At 43.9% G+C, this 16,992-nt stretch carries 9 protein-coding genes; all 9 read left to right on the forward strand.

Features of this window, described 5'->3' with window-relative positions:
* Nucleotides 1-13: 13 nt before the first annotated feature.
* Complete coding sequence (locus tag R7P67_RS09775; protein WP_318085943.1) at nt 14-8,236, forward strand: Ig-like domain-containing protein; 8,223 nt, start codon at nt 14-16, stop codon at nt 8,234-8,236.
* Nucleotides 8,233-10,404, forward strand: coding sequence for a type I secretion system permease/ATPase (locus tag R7P67_RS09780; protein WP_262653709.1), 2,172 nt, complete (start codon nt 8,233-8,235; stop codon nt 10,402-10,404). Before R7P67_RS09775 ends, R7P67_RS09780 begins: the two co-directional genes overlap by 4 nt.
* Complete coding sequence (locus tag R7P67_RS09785) at nt 10,401-11,714, forward strand: HlyD family type I secretion periplasmic adaptor subunit (RefSeq protein ID WP_318085944.1); 1,314 nt, start codon at nt 10,401-10,403, stop codon at nt 11,712-11,714. Before R7P67_RS09780 ends, R7P67_RS09785 begins: the two co-directional genes overlap by 4 nt.
* Nucleotides 11,715-11,729: 15 nt before the next feature.
* Nucleotides 11,730-13,043 (forward strand): TolC family outer membrane protein, encoded by a 1,314-nt coding sequence (locus tag R7P67_RS09790; protein ID WP_054579453.1) that lies wholly within the window; start codon nt 11,730-11,732, stop codon nt 13,041-13,043.
* Entirely contained in the window at nt 13,036-13,656 is a 621-nt protein-coding gene (locus R7P67_RS09795; RefSeq protein WP_031781401.1) for an OmpA family protein, read from the forward strand. Before R7P67_RS09790 ends, R7P67_RS09795 begins: the two co-directional genes overlap by 8 nt.
* The gene (locus R7P67_RS09800; protein WP_005390219.1) at nt 13,646-14,488 is read left to right on the forward strand and encodes a hypothetical protein; all 843 of its coding nucleotides are present in this window, start codon (nt 13,646-13,648) and stop codon (nt 14,486-14,488) included. The genes R7P67_RS09795 and R7P67_RS09800 overlap by 11 nt, the downstream gene beginning before the upstream one ends.
* A gap of 178 nt (nt 14,489-14,666) precedes the next feature.
* Nucleotides 14,667-15,440, forward strand: coding sequence for a DeoR/GlpR family DNA-binding transcription regulator (locus tag R7P67_RS09805; RefSeq protein ID WP_167415180.1), 774 nt, complete (start codon nt 14,667-14,669; stop codon nt 15,438-15,440).
* An 11-nt stretch (nt 15,441-15,451) separates the two neighbouring features.
* Nucleotides 15,452-16,492 (forward strand): oxidoreductase, encoded by a 1,041-nt coding sequence (locus tag R7P67_RS09810; protein WP_005377752.1) that lies wholly within the window; start codon nt 15,452-15,454, stop codon nt 16,490-16,492.
* Nucleotides 16,489-16,959 (forward strand): heme-degrading domain-containing protein, encoded by a 471-nt coding sequence (locus tag R7P67_RS09815; protein ID WP_170893814.1) that lies wholly within the window; start codon nt 16,489-16,491, stop codon nt 16,957-16,959. Before R7P67_RS09810 ends, R7P67_RS09815 begins: the two co-directional genes overlap by 4 nt.
* The last annotated feature ends 33 nt before the right edge of the window (nt 16,960-16,992 follow it).

The raw sequence follows: 16,992 nt of genomic DNA on the forward strand, positions 1-16,992 counted from the left end.
CCAATCTGTCACTTTGTCAGGGCAAGTCAGTGATGTTGAAAATGGTCAGACGGTTTCTGTCACGGTTCAAGACAGCTCAGGGGTGATGCTCTCGTTCAATGCCGTTGTCGTTGATGGTATGTGGCAAGTCGAAGGGGTGAACTTATCCACGTTAGCCGATGGGGCGTTAACCGTATCTGCCTCCGTGAATGATGTAGCGGGCAACCAAGCGAAAGCGATGGATGAGGCTACGACCATAGATGCCACAGCTCCCACCATTGATATCGATACGGATTTTTATATTAGCGGTGGTCTTGCCATTGATAATTTCCGTGAGGGTATAGTCACGGAAATGAGAGGGACAACCAGTGGTGTAGAGCAAGGTCTGGCAGTGACGATTCGGGTAAGTGACGGAGACAGCACGCTGAATTTTACTGGCCTTGTTGATGCATCAGGTTCGTGGACAGTAACCGGAATTGACGTAAACACTCTCAATCTAAACAACACGTGGACCATTGAAGCAGAAGTGTTGGATGCCGCCGGCAACCACGCGGTAGATACCATGCCGACAATAGTGCTACCCGGTTCAACGGTATTTTCTGAAAATATCGTTGGATTTTTTGGTGAGCAAAGCAGCTCGGCAGCCATCAACATAGAAAATGGTGTGCCAGCACTGCATGCAGAGCAGCCAAGTTTGAGCGCGCTTACATCGGTCGGTCAATCTATTAATGTTGTTGTTGCAGAAGATGGGTTGAGCTTACAAGGAACATCGACCGACGACCGATTAGTTTTTTCAGCAGAAGTCAATGATGATGGTACAGTTCAAATTACTTTTTATGAAGCGATTGATCATGATGTAGGTCAAGATGAGCTGGTGACTAACGTATTGGTTGAAAGCACTCAAAGTGATGCTGACGGCACACAAGAGACGGTTGTGGCACCGTTAACGATTACTATTTATGACTCTGATCCGGTGATTAGAGATGACACATACTCAGTCGTAGAAGATCAAACAATTACGGGCAATCTACTTGAAAATGATATTGATCTTGATGGAACACTTTATGTGAAATTTGTAGAGGCTGGCGGGGAGCAGAAGTCAATTCTAGAGGGGGGATCCGTAAGTTTTAGTTTAGAAAAAGGCGAATTAACCGTATTTTCTGATGGCTCTTGGCAGTTTGATGCAGGTCGAAACCTAGATCATTCGGTCGAGCAAAGTGTTTCTTTCAGCTATTTAGCTGCAGATGACTCCCAAGACTATGGCTTGGCTAACGCAACCATTGAGATTACTGATGGACAAGCAGGTTACGTAGGCAATGCGACTATAGACGTAACAGAAGTCCCTTTGGATGGCCCGATATTGAACTTTGAAGGAACTGTCAATATTGTCGCGGGATCTGACAACCCTGATCCGAGTAGTTTGTATTTCGGTGGGTCATCTATTACTAAGTTAGAAGCATTAGGGCTTACAAGCTCAGTCTCTGATAATGAGCTTAGCTACACGTTAAGTTCCAGTGGAAAGCAAATTACAGCATTTGCGAATGGTGTCACTGTATTTACGTTAACGTTGAGTAGCGTTGAGTCGGGTAACGATGTATTAGCTTCAATTTCGCTTACTCTTGAGCACCCTATCGATCAATTCAATAGCAGTGATACGGTCACTTTCCCGTTGACCATTGGTGGCGTAGATTTAGATGCCACACCGCTTGTAGAGAATGAAATTGACTATGTTCTAAAGGATGGCGCAGACCCAACTTTAAATAATTTGAATGGGGTAGAAGTAAAAGAATCTGATCTCGCAAATGGAAGTGTGTTGAGCTCAGGGAATTTTCAAGTTGAGGTTGGCAGTGATTACCTCGAATCTTTGTCGTTCATCGTCTCTGAACAACCCTTGTTGACGAGTGGTGAACAAGTTGTGCTTTATCAAGTCTCTGCGGATGGCAAAACACTTGATGGTTATATTCTTGACGAAGATGGGCAAACTCAGATTCCCATCTTTCAAGCTACCCTCAGTGCTTCATTACCTATTGATGCAAATAGCGACATTACCTACTCCTTTGAGCTTTTTCAGGCTCTCGACCAACAAGAAAATACTGATCCAAACGTACCTCTCGTTGTTACTGCAATGGACTCAGACCAAGATAACACGTCGGTCGTTTTAGACATTAATGTGATAGATAACGACAATGGACAAGCGCTAATCAATAGTGGCAATGTCGAGTTGACCGAAACACCTGTCGATACAAACATTGCTCCTGATGGGGGTTCAGCCATAGCGAATACGGATGTGATAGTTACGTCATCATTCGATCCGATTGTGTATCTGGGTGTTGACATAAATGATGGAGATACTGTCAAAACTACGCTTGGTGATGCTGTTACTTATAACGGAGAGGCTGTCACTTGGTACGATAACAATGATGGAAGCTTTGACGCAATTTCAGACACTGGAGACGTTGTATTTAGGGTCACGTTACCTAGTGACTTCTCTTTGCCATCAAATGATACGTCTACCGTTAATGTAACTGTAGAGCTTTATCACTCGCTTGACCATGTTTTAGGTGATGGGACGCAATTGTCGATCTCTATGCCCATCGTGGCGAGAGATTCTGATGGAAGCGAGATCTCTACGGAGTCCAACATACTGGTCTATGATGGCTTGTTTCCGGAACTAGTAATTACAGAGGGAATCACAGTCAATGAAAACGGGTTGAATGATGATTCGCTTGATTCTGGCATCGAGGGCTCGTCACCATCCATTACGCTATTACAAGGTTCAGACTCTATCGCCAGTGTGAGCGTGAATATCGATATGTTCAATGCGCTCGGCTATAAAACAAGTAGTGGTAGCCTGGTTTCGCTTGATTCACCGGACTCGAATGGTTGGTTATATGCAAGAGATGAAAGCGAGCAAGACGTCTTTAGAATTAGATTTAATACCGATGGGACTGTCGAGTTTGATCTATACCGTGCACTTGAACACGATGAACCTGACGGTGTTCCAGCGGACGAGAACACATTAGAACTCAGTTTTTCAATTTATGCCGTTGATAAGGATGGCGACCAGTCTGAAGCTGAGACATATACCGTTAGTGTAGTAGATGATATCCCTGAAGACACAAGCTCACCAATAGAAATTGAACTTACCGAGGGGGATGAGTTTTCGGGAAACTGGTTTAGCAATAATGCCGACTTAATCAGTTCAGATGGCACGTTGATATCAAGTTTGACCTATGCAGGTGAAACATACGATACGGCGAGTTCGGTATTTAGCAATGATGCTTGGACCATCGATTTAATCAATAGTAGTGATGGTAACTTAAAATATGGAACGCTGACTATTGCTCAAGATGGGACATTTACGCTAACTACCGAGCTTATTGTTAATACGCCTGTAGGTGGTTTGCTTGATGATCTAACGATAACTGTGACGGATGCAGACGGTGACCAAGCAAGCAGTGAAGCTCAATTAATTCTTGATGATGCTAGGGGCTTTATTCGAACCGTTAATGTAGATACGTTAGAAGATAATGGCGCGAATAATAGTGGAGACCCCACGCCAGTCGCGTTACCGATTAGAGTTTCTCCTGGGGATACGGAGAATAATGAGCGTGTTGAAGCGATAAGGATCTCTGTTGAATCTCTACAAGGAGGGGCTCTGTTTTTAGACGGAGTGCGCCTTGAAGATGATGATAATGACGGATTTATTAGTCTTTCTGGTACAGAGCTAATGGGGGTGGGTATATTCACCGTTCCAAATGGTGATCTCACTTATCAACCAGCGCTAAACCTGTCGGGCAACACTATCAAAGTTTCGTTAGCAGTGTCTGCATTAATCGTATCTGATGTCGAACCAGATGGTTTTGTATTACAAGGCAATAACACGTTAAATGTTAACGTTTTACCGGTTGCAGATTTGCCAGAGTGGTCTAATGATTCGGACTTTTCTTATCAAAGTGTTGAAGATTCCGCTGAATCACTTTCACTCAATATTGTTGCTGAAAAGTTTGACCAAGACGGTTCTGAAACGCTCCACTACCAAATTTCGAATATTCCAGATGGGCTTATATTAACACTTAACGGAAGTGCTATTGAGGAAGGGAAAGCGTATAGCCAATCCGAGTTAGATCAAATTGAAATCACATCTAACGAAAACTTAGCCGGAAGATTTGCTTTTGATGTAACGGCAGTAACGACTGAGTCGGGTAGTGTGTTTGCCGATGAGCAAGATAAAACAGCGGAGATCACTGAACAAGTTGTTATCGATATATCTCCAGATGCCGATGTGCCTACGCTGACCGTTAAAAACATTCAGGGGCTTGAAGACCAAGCGATTGACTTAAAAGAGTACATCTTAGGACGGCTCACTGACACAGATGGCTCGGAGTCTCTGTCTTATCGCATAGAAGTTCAAGATGGTTGGACATTGCCTGTCGGATCTGGGATTACGCTTATCGGTATTAATACCTACCTAGTGACCTCCAATGCTCTAGCCAATTCAGAGGCGTTACTTCAACCAAAATCGGATATCAGCTCATTTACTGAACCTCTATCCCTTCAAGTAACTGCTATTTCAACAGAGTCGACTATTGATGGCTTAGCACCTCTTAATGAAACCGCCGAGAGCCAATCTGCAACCATTGACATTAAGCTAAAAGGCGTGGTCGATGAACCAATTGTCCTAGATGGTGGACAGGGGAATTGGCAATATGATCAAGCGACTAAAGTAATTAGTAATCTCTCTACGTTAGACGAAGATAACCTGATACAACTGGATTTTATCATCCAGACATCAGACGACGATCTATCAGAAGAAATTAATATCTTGCTTCAGAACATCCCTTTGGGAACACAACTGACAGATGTAAATGGTGACCCTATTGTTCTTCCAATTGCTTACGTGGACCCGATAACGGGGCCAGTTTATCAGGTCTCAAACGCTGTTCTTGAAAACACTTACCTCAAAACAGAGCAAGATTTTAGTGGAACACTGAGCATGGATGTTATCGTCGTTTCAACAGAGCCGGATGGTGATTCTGCTGAAACCCCTCTTAAAGTGGAAATGGAAATCTCACCTATTGTTGATCAAACTGACGGCCAAGAATTACAAAGCAATGGTATTGAGGACAATTTCATCACACTAAATCTTGAGCCTGTCGTTAATCAAGATATAGATTCTAGTGAGTCCTTGACAGGATACACCATTGTATCCATTCCAGATGGCTTAACACTTTACTTTGATGGTAATGCAGTAGAGGAAAGTAATTTACCGTTAGAACTCAATGAACTACTCGATGGTAGCTCGGCAACATTATCTGAGTTGTTAAACAGTGGACGAATCACTGTAAAAGCTAATGAAGACCTAAGTGGGACGTTTAGCCTGAAAGTTCAGTACGAAGTGACAGACACGTCTCCGACGATGGAGACTGATGTAAAGGCAATCAATGGCTCTTTGAGCGTCGTGGTTTCTGGCAAAGTGGATATTGGTAATGAAGATATTGACAAAACACGTTTAGAAGGTGCGACTGAAGTATTCACAAGTACCGATGGGTCTGCTGTCGACGTGAGTGGAGGCATTACATTTACAGAAGCGGATATTGATGGTTCAGAGTATCTCGATTACATCGTTTTACAGATACCGCAGGGTCAAGACCTCATTGTTACTCATCCGAACGGTGCTTCTCAAGATGCCGATGGGAACTGGCTGATTCCAATGGAAGGAATCACAAGTGATAGCGTGTTGGAAACCGCTCAAGATTTGCTTGCTAGCGCATCGATTTATAGCCCATCTAACACAGAGATACTTGATGTGAATGTGTTAGCGTATGTTCGAGATGGAACGGATGCTCAATACATCACAGGTCAGTTCCAAATTCAAATTACTGGCCATGAAGGAGATGGAGACCAGTGTGCTGATCCTGGTGAACCGGGAAGCGTTCAAAGTGGGGATATTGTAGGTAAAGAAGGTGAAGATGTCTCAATTGGGGCGTTTTTAAACCCTGATGTGGCGAGTAGTGATGGTAACTTAGTTTCCTTCTTTGTCGCCGCAGATTCTTTACCTGAAGGAGTCGAGCTTACTGGCGAAGGTGTGATACCTGCTTATGATAATGCGGGCAATCTGTTGGGTTATTCAATTTCTAGCGCTGGATTGTCTTCCTTGACGCTTACTGGCGTGGATGAGGACTTTGCTGGTTGCATTACTTTCAATTTAGAAGTGACAGAAACGGCCCCATGCGATGGTGACTCGAAAACAACCGCTCAGACCATTACGGTACAAATCTCTCCTGTTGTCGATGATATCGCGATAGCACCAAGCCAAGTTACGGTTCAAGAAGATACTATAACCAACCTGAATCTTGCTCTTGTATTGGGCGATAGTGAAGGACCAATGCAGTCCATTACTGGAGAAGGTGACGCAGCGACTGGCCTTGAAAGTGTCAATTGGGTTTCTTTATCGGTGTCTGACGAGAATGCGCGGTTTACTGCCGTGGACCCGAGCCTACTCATTGACAACGGTGATGGAACATGGGTAGTGACAGATGTTACGCGTCTAAACGAAATTCAGTTAATCCCACCTGAAAACTACAGTGGAGAGCTTGTTATTTCCGTTGACGCAAACATTACTGATGAAGTCACGGGAAGTTGTTTAAGTACTGACAGTGCGAAAGATACTCAAACTAAATCAACAGAAGTTACCGTTACCATTGCCCCAGTGGTTGATAAAGCGGTTCTGGAAACAGAAGACGTAGTTGGTGATGAAGATAATTATATTTATTTAGGAAACTTATCTGCATCATTAGTCGATCAAGATGGTTCTGAGTCGATGTCTTTGGTCATGACAGGAGTGCCAAACGGAGCCGTGTTGGTTTGGGACAATAATGAGACGTTCGAATTACTCCCTGATAACGGTTCAACGGATGGTGAGAGCAAGGAGTGGCAGCTAACTCAAGCACAACTTGATAAGGTTTACTTTCTACCGCCACTAGATTTTAGTGGGGATATTTCATTAACACTGCAAGCTATTACCCAAGAGTCTGGATCAAACGACTATAACTATACCACTTCTCAGTTCAACGTCGGCGTAAAACCGATTGGCGATGATGTATCGTTGAATACAACCTCTAACACGTTCACTGGAGATGAAGGTGATTCCATTTCGATTGACTTTTTAGCGAGCGGTTTTGAAACAAATAGCAACGAATATATAGAAGTGTCGATGTTGATCAAAGCAAGCTCTGAACCCTCTGCATTGGAAGGCTTAGGTAGGATTCGTATCGGGACTCAATTCTCATCCTTTACCTTCGATGACGCGGGCAATGCCGTGGCGACGGTATTAGTGCGAGCAAATGAAGTGTCAGGTTTGGAGTTCATTCCGAAGGATGCATTTGGAACGATGGATGTTGCTCTCAATGTTAGAACGTTTGATCAAGCGATAGTGTCAGAGACACTCGAAACCGATTTTGGAGATGTGCAAACTACCGATCTAACCATTGTTGTTACCCCTGAAACTGATGAGCCAACACTAACGGCCGATTATCAGTCTATTGTGTCTGAAGCGTCTGGGAGTATTCCTTTGGGGTTGAGCATGAATTTAGTCAATCCTGCACCCGAAGAGTTTGGAAGTGTGGAGATTCGCGGATTACCAACAGATCTAGAGTTGAGTCATGGTGAAAGATTGAACGGCATTTATACTGTTGATCAAGAGGATGTCGCTGATCTTTCCATCGTTGGCGGGTTTAGCGGTGCAAGTGATTTTACGTTGTCGATAAAACCGATTGCAACACTGGGTGCTACAGTCGCAGAAGGTGCTGCTCAGACAGTCAATGTTACCTTAGTGGAAGAAGGGGGCCAAACATTACTTGCGACAGATGCTAATGATTTGCTTATTGGAGGAAGTGGCAGCGATGTATTCCAGTTTGACAGTTCAGGGCTCGGTAACGAGTTAAAGCCCTCGTACGATGTGATCAACGATTTCCAAATATCCGTTATTGGTGATGATAATGACACAATTGACATCGCCTCGATAATCACCGCTACCTCGATAACAGAAGTCGATAATAAGCTCGATTTAACAGAGAATGATGATGGCGTAACGCTTCACATAAAACCAGAAGAGACGGGGACAAAACAACAGATTCTTATGCAGGGCGTCACTCTCGATCAGCTTTACAAAGGTGACTCGACTGGCGTAGCCGAAGAAAATGTCTTACAGAAGATGATTGATGACAACAACTTGCTAGTAGGTGGTATGTCATGAAGCATCACTCATCCTCATCAAGTGAGCTGACTAACGATCCTTGGGGGCAATCGTTAACTTGGTTGATGCGTTATTTTGAGGTTAGACACCATACAAAAAAGGTGCTTTCTGGATTACCTCTTGTTGAGGGTAGATTGGATAGTGACTTATTCATCAGAGCCGCTGAGCGAGCCGATCTTGAACTCACATTAATCGATTTAAAATCCACCGCAATGTTGAGCTTTCCATTGGTGGTAATCAATAGGAAGACGTTACAACCCGCTATTATATCTGAGCGACATAACAGCGATTATCAAGTCACGTTATTTAGTGAAGATCAAGGTGAAACGCAATACGTCACGAGCGAGGAACTGCATAATCAATTCCAGCCTCAAGCATGGCAAGTTTCTATGCGTCCAGAGCTGGACAAACGGATAAGTTCTATTCAAGCGGATTATAATGAACATTGGCTTTTCGCCGTAGTGAAAGAAATGTCTCCGTGGTATCGAGATCTTTTGATTGCCTCTTTCCTTATCAATACGCTAGCGCTAGTTATTCCGCTTTTCACTATGAACGTTTACGATCGTGTAGTGCCTAATCAAGCTTTCAGTACATTATGGGTTTTGGTCGCTGGTGTCTCCGTCATCATTATTTTTGATTGGCTATTGCGTAAAGCAAGGGGAGTTGTCACTGATACCGCGGGTAAGTACATCGATAACAAGCTTTCTTCGATACTTTTTTCTAAAGTTATGGGGATGAAACTTGAACACCGTCCTGCATCAGTCGGTGCATTCGCTCGACAACTACAAGATTTTGATAGTGTTCGCGATTTTTTTACTTCTGCATCTCTTGTGACCTTAGTTGATCTCCCATTTACGTTGTTATTTTTAGTCTTAATAGGTTGGCTAGGTGGGGCAATGATGTTCATACCTATTGCCGTCATGTTTACCCTGCTGATCCTTGGCTTTGCGGTAAAAGCAAAAATAGAACAATCACATACGGAAAGTGCTGCACTATCCATGAAGCGACAAGCTCACTTGTTTGATTCATTGTCCTCTTTAAAAGAGATTAAGCAAAATAACGCTACGGGAGAAGCACAAAAGCGTTGGGAGCAAACGGTATCCATGCTTTCTGATTGGCAAAATCAATCGCGAAACTATTCGAATATCGTTGCTTACTCCATTCAATCTAGCCAGCAGATAATTACCGTAATGTTACTTGTAACAGGCGTGTACAGAATTTCTGAGGGATTGCTCAGCATGGGGGGGCTCATTGCTATTGTCATGCTTAGCGGTCGTGCTGCAGGGGCGATTAACCAGTTAGCTATGTTGTTACTTCGCTATCAACAGACAAAAACAGCGGTTGAAGGCTTAAATTCTATCATGTCTTTACCTCAGGAGGCGCAACGCAGTCAGGTCATTACGTCTGCCGAATTTACAGGGAATATACGTTTAGAAAACGTGAGCTTCCAATACCCAGATGTTGATATGCCATGTTTGAGAGATATTAATCTTACTATCAAGCAAGGCGAACGCGTTGGCGTTATTGGTAGTGCAGGAGCAGGAAAGTCTACACTCCTTTCTATTATTACCAATCAACTCAGTGCCTTACAGGGTAGCGTTTATTTTGATGACATTGACAGTCAGCTTTGGCCCGCCGAATTGATAAGAGAGAAAACGGGTTGGGTTGGCCAAGATTCGCATCTTATATACGGCAGCATTATGGAAAACATAGTATTAGGACATCATGTTATTGATCAAGAACGATTACGCCGTGCGATAGAATTATCGGGTTTGAACCAGTACATGAGTCGCCTTCCTCATGGTCTAGAAACGCAAGTCGGAGAAGGAGGGCGTTATTTGTCGGGGGGGCAAAGGCAAGCTGTAGCGATTTCAAGAGCTTTTTATCGAAACCCAGCAGCATTAATTTTAGACGAGCCAACCAGTTCCTTAGACCAGCCTGCTGAGAATGCATTGTTTAATGCTCTCAAATCGTTGCCGCACTCGACGACGATGATTATTAGCTCTCATAAACATTCCTTATTATCGCTTTGTGATCGAATTGTTGTGCTTGATAAAGGCACAATTTTGAGGGAAGGAGCGCCCCAAGAAATTTTTGCTAAACAACAGTCTAACGCGAAGACGAACAGAGTACGCGCAGTATCAATTGTATGCGAAGGAGGTCAATGATGAGCACAGTTCGTTGGAGTAATGCTCATTTAGCAAACCGTTCGAGAACGTTGATTTGGTTGTCTGCCGCGTTAGTGCTGAGTGTGATTATTTGGGCCTCGTGGGCGAGGTTAGACGAAGTGGTTGTCGGCGAAGGAAAAGTTGTTCCTACTTTGTCTGTTCAGACGATTCAGAGCTTAGAGGGAGGCATTCTAAAGGAGTTACTTGTCATGCCTGGTGAAAGCGTCACTAAGGGGCAAACCATCGCCATTCTGGATGATACAAGGTTTAAGTCGACCTATTCGGAGACCTCTGAACAAGTTGAATCTTTGCTCGCCAGAAAGCAGAGGCTTCAAATTGAATTAGAAACGGTAAAAGTGAATAGCCTCCAACTGGATTGGAAACAACAAGTGAGTATCGAGCCTCAGCCATTTGATATTTCGATGACCGGCCACTCTGCCTATCTGAATGCCAAAGCAAACTATCTTGAGCGGTTGAGCCAACTGGAGTCTGAGCTGGAGGAGGCTAAATTGCGAATTGAGCAACAATCGCAAGCTTATCTAGATACCTTGAATACCATTCAAACACTAAAAAGCAGTCTGGTTATTGTCTCGAGAGAGCGAGATATGTTGAGAGAGGTGGTTTCTAGTGGCGCGGTGGCTGAAGTGGAATTATTAAAACTGAATAGAGACGTTATAAAGCTCAAAGGAGACATCGCGAGTTCACAAGCTGCTGCCCAAAAGCAAAGGGCTGTGTATTCTGAATCCATCGCAGATTATCGTGGTACTGCGCTTGCTTTTAGGGCAGAGGCACAAGGGCAGCTCAATGAAGTTGTGACGCAACTAGCGCAGCTCAATGAAAGTCGTCAGGCGATTGCGGATCAGTTGAATCGAACGCAGTTACTTTCTCCGGTCGATGGAACCATCAAAGATGTTTTTGTCAGAACCATCGGAGGTGTGGTTAAGCCGGGTGAGCCTATTTTAGAAATAGTCCCTCGTAATAGCACGTTAATCGTTGAAGCGAGAATTTCTCCTCAGAATATCGCCTTCATAAGGCCTGGCCTGCCGGCAACGGTAAAGTTGTCTGCCTATGACTTTGTCATTTACGGAGGCCTAGAAGGAGAAGTGACCTACGTAAGCGCCGATGCACTTCAAAATGAAGAGGGCAATGCCTACTACCGTGCCAACGTTACTTTCAAGGTTGATGATAAGTTTACGATCATCCCGGGAATGCAGGTTGTGGTAGACATTCTTACAGGAGAAAAAACAGTACTGAATTATTGGTTAAAACCTATATTACGTGCGAAAGAGAATTCGCTCAGAGAAAGATAGACATAAGGATATAAGATGCGGCTTAAATCAACGTTATTGGTCTTGTTTGCAGTATCATCGTCGCCAAACGCTTTGACTTTAGAAGAGTCAGTTACGTTATCTCTCGATAGCTCCCCAAGTTTGCTTGCTCGCTATTCTCGCTATGAGTCGATGGTACGAGACCGAAATGCCATAAATGGTTCATTTCTTCCTCAGGTTAATTTGTATGCAGCAGCAGGGTACGAAGGTACTCGATATAACAACGGAAACTACATCGACAGTGAAGATAGAACATTAGAAAGAACGGAGATGGGCGTAAGAATCTCCCAACTGTTATTTGATGGATTTAAAACAAGTGCTGACGTTGATCGCTTATCTTACGAGGCTGAAGCTGAACGCTTGGGCTTATTGGCATCTGCGGAAAATGTCGCATTAGATACTGTCAGAGCGTATGTGGATGTTTTACATGCCCGAGAGTTGATGAAACTGACAGAAAGAAACCTAAGTGAACACCAAGAGATCTACCGTTTCATTCTAGATAAAAAAGAAAAAGGTTTAACCAGCAACTCCGACTTAGCGCAGGTTTCTTCGCGTGTCGCGACAACACAGTCCTCATTGATTGCCGCCCAAAACAATCTTTCCGATGCTAGAACAAGATTTGTACGTTTGGTTGGTCGAGCGCCGCAAAACTTAGTTGAACCTGTTTACCCGCAGGAGTTGCTTCCGAATAAGCTTGACGAAGCACTCAAACAAGCGGTTAGGTTGCACCCATCCATACAGTCAGCGATGAAAGATTTAGAGGCGGCTCGACATGAAGTAAAAAGAGAAAAGGGGGATTACTACCCAGAGCTCAAGCTTGAGCTGTCAGCCAACAAAACAGACAACGTGGATAATATTGAAGGCATTAACGAAGATGCAAAGGTTATGCTGACGGTCAACTACGATCTTTTTAACGGCTTTTCTACAGACTCCCGAGTGGAGTCATCCGCCTGGAGAGTTGAGGAGGCGAGGGCTATTCGAGCAAATGCAGAACTAGATGCGAATGAAGGTGTAAGGCTAGCATGGGACGCACATACATTGCTTCAACAGCAAATGGAGTATTTAAAAGTCAACGTTGATGCGGCGAAAGTAACTGAATTAGGGTACATCCAGCAGTTCAATGTAGGGCGACGCAGTTTGTTAGATGTATTAGATGCCAAAGTTGAAACGTTTGTTGCGAGACGGAACTATACCCGAACAAAGTACGATCATTTGGTTGCCACTTACCGTTTATTCAACTCGATGGGGATTCTGACTTATGCGTTGCGAGTTGAGTATCCAGAGAACTGGAAGGAGAACAATAATGGATAAATTCGCAGTGGCGAGTCTTCTAGTTTTCATGTTAGCAGGCTGTGCTGAATCACCGGATACGATGTTGACCACTTACCAGTACAACGACCTTAAAGACAATGATAGTGATGGCGTGATAAACCAACGAGATAACTGCGCAGATACGCCCAAAGGTGTGGTTGTTGACAGTGAGGGTTGTGCGAATTGGGTCAACGACTCGCAGACACACCTGATCAGTTTTTTCTTTGCGATGGATGAGCATCAGGTAACGTCATCTCATGATATGCCGCTAAGCGAGTTGAAAGCATTGCTTCAGAGTAACCCAAATGCGCAAGTCATACTGATAGGAGACACAAGCCCTGAAGCGTCACTCGAATACAACAAAGCGTTGGCAAAGAAAAGAACGGCAGCTATACGAAAATTGCTAGTGAGAAACGGCATTCAAGATAATCGAATTGAAGAGCAAGAGTTTTATCAGAATACGGCATTGACGGTACAACTAAAAAAACGGGAAAGGCGCACAATTGCTGTTGTAAACACGAAAGCTGAAAGTACTGAACAAGCGTGGACTATATTTAGTTCGGACAGCGAGTTGACACCTAATTCGAAGTTGGAGTTGAATTATGAAAATTAAAGTCTTGCCTTTCTTTGCTCTAGCTTCATGTTTGATTTCACCGCTGGCATTTGCTGACTCTGAGGCTCGAACATCGATTTTTGTCGAACCAGAGATACTAGAAACGATAGAAACATTGATAGATGAGCCAAGTGTAAATGTAGCGCTTGCATCTCAGTCTGGTGGTTTTAACGACATGCTAAATGACGGAGCCTCTATTGCGATCACATCTAAGAAATGGTCAGATGAAAACATCTCCCGATTTCAACGAGAAAGAGGCCACAGGCCTACACGTTTGTTTTTAATGGCAAACGCTATTGTCGTAATCAATAGTCAAAAGAGTACGGTAGATAGTGTTTCCGTTAGTGAATTGAAACGCTGTGATGCAAATACGTATGCTTTCGGGGAGATGCGTTTAAGTAACCCAGATGTGAGCTCTAATGGTTGTCAATCATCGATTCAAATGCTTGATGAAGACCGATTGAAACGGGCTTTAAGCGACGACTTTTCAGCCAAAGCTTATATGCGATACTCCGATTTTAAATACTCAGAACAGTGGTCGAGCTACAAGGCTCTCTCTGTTCATCATAACGATGACTCATGCTCTTTGAGCACAGATTGCATCTATTCTCTTCGCTATCCATTTTCCGTGGTCTATTACGTTTATATAAATAAACAATTCGACACTAATCAGAAGATCAAAAAATCAAAGCTATTTGAACTCCTTACAACCGACCACAATACACAACAGGTACGAAATGCTGGGTTTATTCCACTACCAAAAGCGCTTATTAAAAGAAATAGAGTGAAGTTAGGGCTAGATGAGCCAGTTGTTTTAAACGGGTATAAATAAACTTCATACGCCTAACTATGTGGGCTTGAGTGAACGTACCGTCCTAGGAAGTTTTGCCTTGCTGCTCATTTATCTTTGGTTAACCTTTGGTCAATTGAGTTGGTTGTAAGTGGTTTTGTTGGTAATTTTTCTATTATTGTGGCAAGTTTGCTTAAAACCACTTAAGTGAATTTAAGTCATGACACAAGAAGAAAGACTCGTAGCGCTCAGAGCGAAGCTGGATCAGCAAAATAAAGTAACGTTGTCTGAAGTTTGTGAGTACTTTGGTATCTCGCGAGATTCAGCTCGTCGAGACTTAGTTAAGTTGAGTCAGCAACCTGGTTTACAAAGAATACGAGGTGGTGTCATGCTTGCGCCGATCTCTTCCCATACCGAGGCATACGCGAGTCGACCCGTGAGTGACGTTAAACATCGACTGGCTCAATCTGCCGCAGCGTTGTTGGATGAGCGCGACCATCTTGTTATTGATACCAGCACCATTTTATCTCTGCTCCCACTCTATGCAGGAAAAGCGCGTTGTGGAGAAAACAAGCTCAACGTCGTTACTAACAGCATTGATGTGCTGACCGCTGCTGAGACAAACGACACAATGGACGTTTATTTCTTAGGCGGACACTTTGACCCTTATGCCAGAGCAGTTTTAGGGGCGCAAGCAGAGCAGCAAATGCAGCATTATCACGTGAACAAAGCGTTCATTGGCGTGTGTGCGTTGTCATCCCGAGGGCTGACAACAAATAGTTTGTTAGAAGCAACAATGAAACAAGCGATGATTGCTCAAGCTCAGCAGGTCATCGTCGTTTGTGAATCCCGAAAAATTGGTAGCGACAATTTCCACCACGTATGTGATTTGTCAAAGATCGACATCATTATTACCGATCATCCTCCTCAATCAGATTTTCAACAACTCCTCGATCACAATGATATTGAATGTATTGTTGTGTCACCGAAATAAGGAATCTTAGAATGGCTTACGATCCCGTAAAAACCGCTGTGATTGGTTACGGATATTCAGCAAAAACGTTTCATTTACCCTTCATTAAAGCGCTACCAAATTTAACGCTGAGCGCGATAAGCTCGCGTCAACAGGAGGCGGTTCAAAATGATTGGCCAGATGCTAAGTGGTTTTCTGATGCGAATACTTTACTCGATGATAGTGATGCAGAGCTCGTAATCATTACTGCGCCAAATGACGTACATTACGAACTTGCAAAGCGTGCGTTGAACAATGGGAAACACGTCATCGTCGAAAAACCGTTTGTTACTCGGATAGAAGATGGTAATGAACTTATCGCCTTGGCGGAAGAGAAAGGTCTGGTGCTGAGCGTTTTTCACAATAGACGTTGGGATGGAGACTTTCTCACGGTTAAATCTCTTATCGAACAAGGTAAGTTAGGTGATATAAAGCTGTTCGAGTCACACTTTGACCGTTACCGCCCTGAAGTTCGTCAACGCTGGCGAGAGCTAGCTCAAGATGGTGGTGGTATTCTATTCGACCTTGCTCCTCATCTTCTCGATCAAGCATTGGTGTTGTTTGGCTTGCCAGATGCGATAGACGCACAATGTCGAATGATGCGCCCGGGTGCGACAACGATTGATTATTACAACTTGATACTTCATTACCCTGAGCATATTGTGCACTTGCATTCAAACTTGTATAGCCCAGAGCCGAATCTCCGCTACAAAGTATTGGGTACGGAAGCTAAATATGAAAAGTTCGGATTAGATCCTCAAGAGGGCTACTTAAAAGAAGGCCGTTTGCCGGAAAACGATGCTTGGTCGGAAGAAGATGAGGCGTTATACGGCGTCCGTTACGACGAAGACGGTGCGCAAACTATCAAAACGGAGAGAGGCGCGTACCAAGCTTACTTTGTTGGTGTGGCAGACGCCATTCGTTTGGGCACTGATAACCCGGTTCCTGCCGCTCAAGCAGTACAGAATATCGCTCTGATTGAGATGGCATTGGAAAGCAGTAAAACGGGTAAAACGATTCAGGTGAAACCATGAGTTTGACGCTTGAACTCGTGGCCCTGCAAGAGCATGAACTTCAGTTGGCGGAATTTAATCACCATATTGCGTGGTCTATCGGCCTCGCTCTAAAAGAAGAGGCTGAAGCTCGCGGCGCGGCTGTTGCTATTGAGGTTTACGGCTTTGGACAAACGCTATTTCAATACGCGATGGCAGGAACCTGTGCTGATCATTTAGATTGGGTCCGTAGGAAGCGAAACTCAGTATTGAGGTATGGCCACAGCTCTTACTATCTTTCTCTGTACAACAAGCAAAAGCAACGTGATTTCGAAAATCAGCCTCATCTCGATGCTCGTGAGTACTGTGCTCATGGTGGCGCGTTCCCAATTCGGCTTTCTGGGCCTGGTTTGGTTGGGGTTGTGACGGTATCGGGTTTACCGCAGTTAGATGATCATCAGCTAGTTGTGGATATATTAAAAACGATGACAGAGACAAAACCCTCTTAAACGCCAAATATGAAAGTAGCACGGTTCTTTATC

This window comes from Vibrio sp. Vb0937 (genome assembly GCF_033338855.1).

Excerpts from the sequence above, each read along its gene's own strand:
- R7P67_RS09810 (WP_005377752.1), top strand. The coding sequence starts at position 15,452 with ATGGCTTACGATCCCGTAAAAACCGCTGTGATTGGTTACGGATATTCA.
- R7P67_RS09795 (WP_031781401.1), top strand. The coding sequence starts at position 13,036 with ATGGATAAATTCGCAGTGGCGAGTCTTCTAGTTTTCATGTTAGCAGGC.
- R7P67_RS09800 (WP_005390219.1), top strand. The coding sequence starts at position 13,646 with ATGAAAATTAAAGTCTTGCCTTTCTTTGCTCTAGCTTCATGTTTGATT.
- R7P67_RS09790 (WP_054579453.1), top strand. The coding sequence starts at position 11,730 with ATGCGGCTTAAATCAACGTTATTGGTCTTGTTTGCAGTATCATCGTCG.
- R7P67_RS09780 (WP_262653709.1), top strand. The coding sequence starts at position 8,233 with ATGAAGCATCACTCATCCTCATCAAGTGAGCTGACTAACGATCCTTGG.
- R7P67_RS09815 (WP_170893814.1), top strand. The coding sequence starts at position 16,489 with ATGAGTTTGACGCTTGAACTCGTGGCCCTGCAAGAGCATGAACTTCAG.
- R7P67_RS09785 (WP_318085944.1), top strand. The coding sequence starts at position 10,401 with ATGATGAGCACAGTTCGTTGGAGTAATGCTCATTTAGCAAACCGTTCG.
- R7P67_RS09805 (WP_167415180.1), top strand. The coding sequence starts at position 14,667 with ATGACACAAGAAGAAAGACTCGTAGCGCTCAGAGCGAAGCTGGATCAG.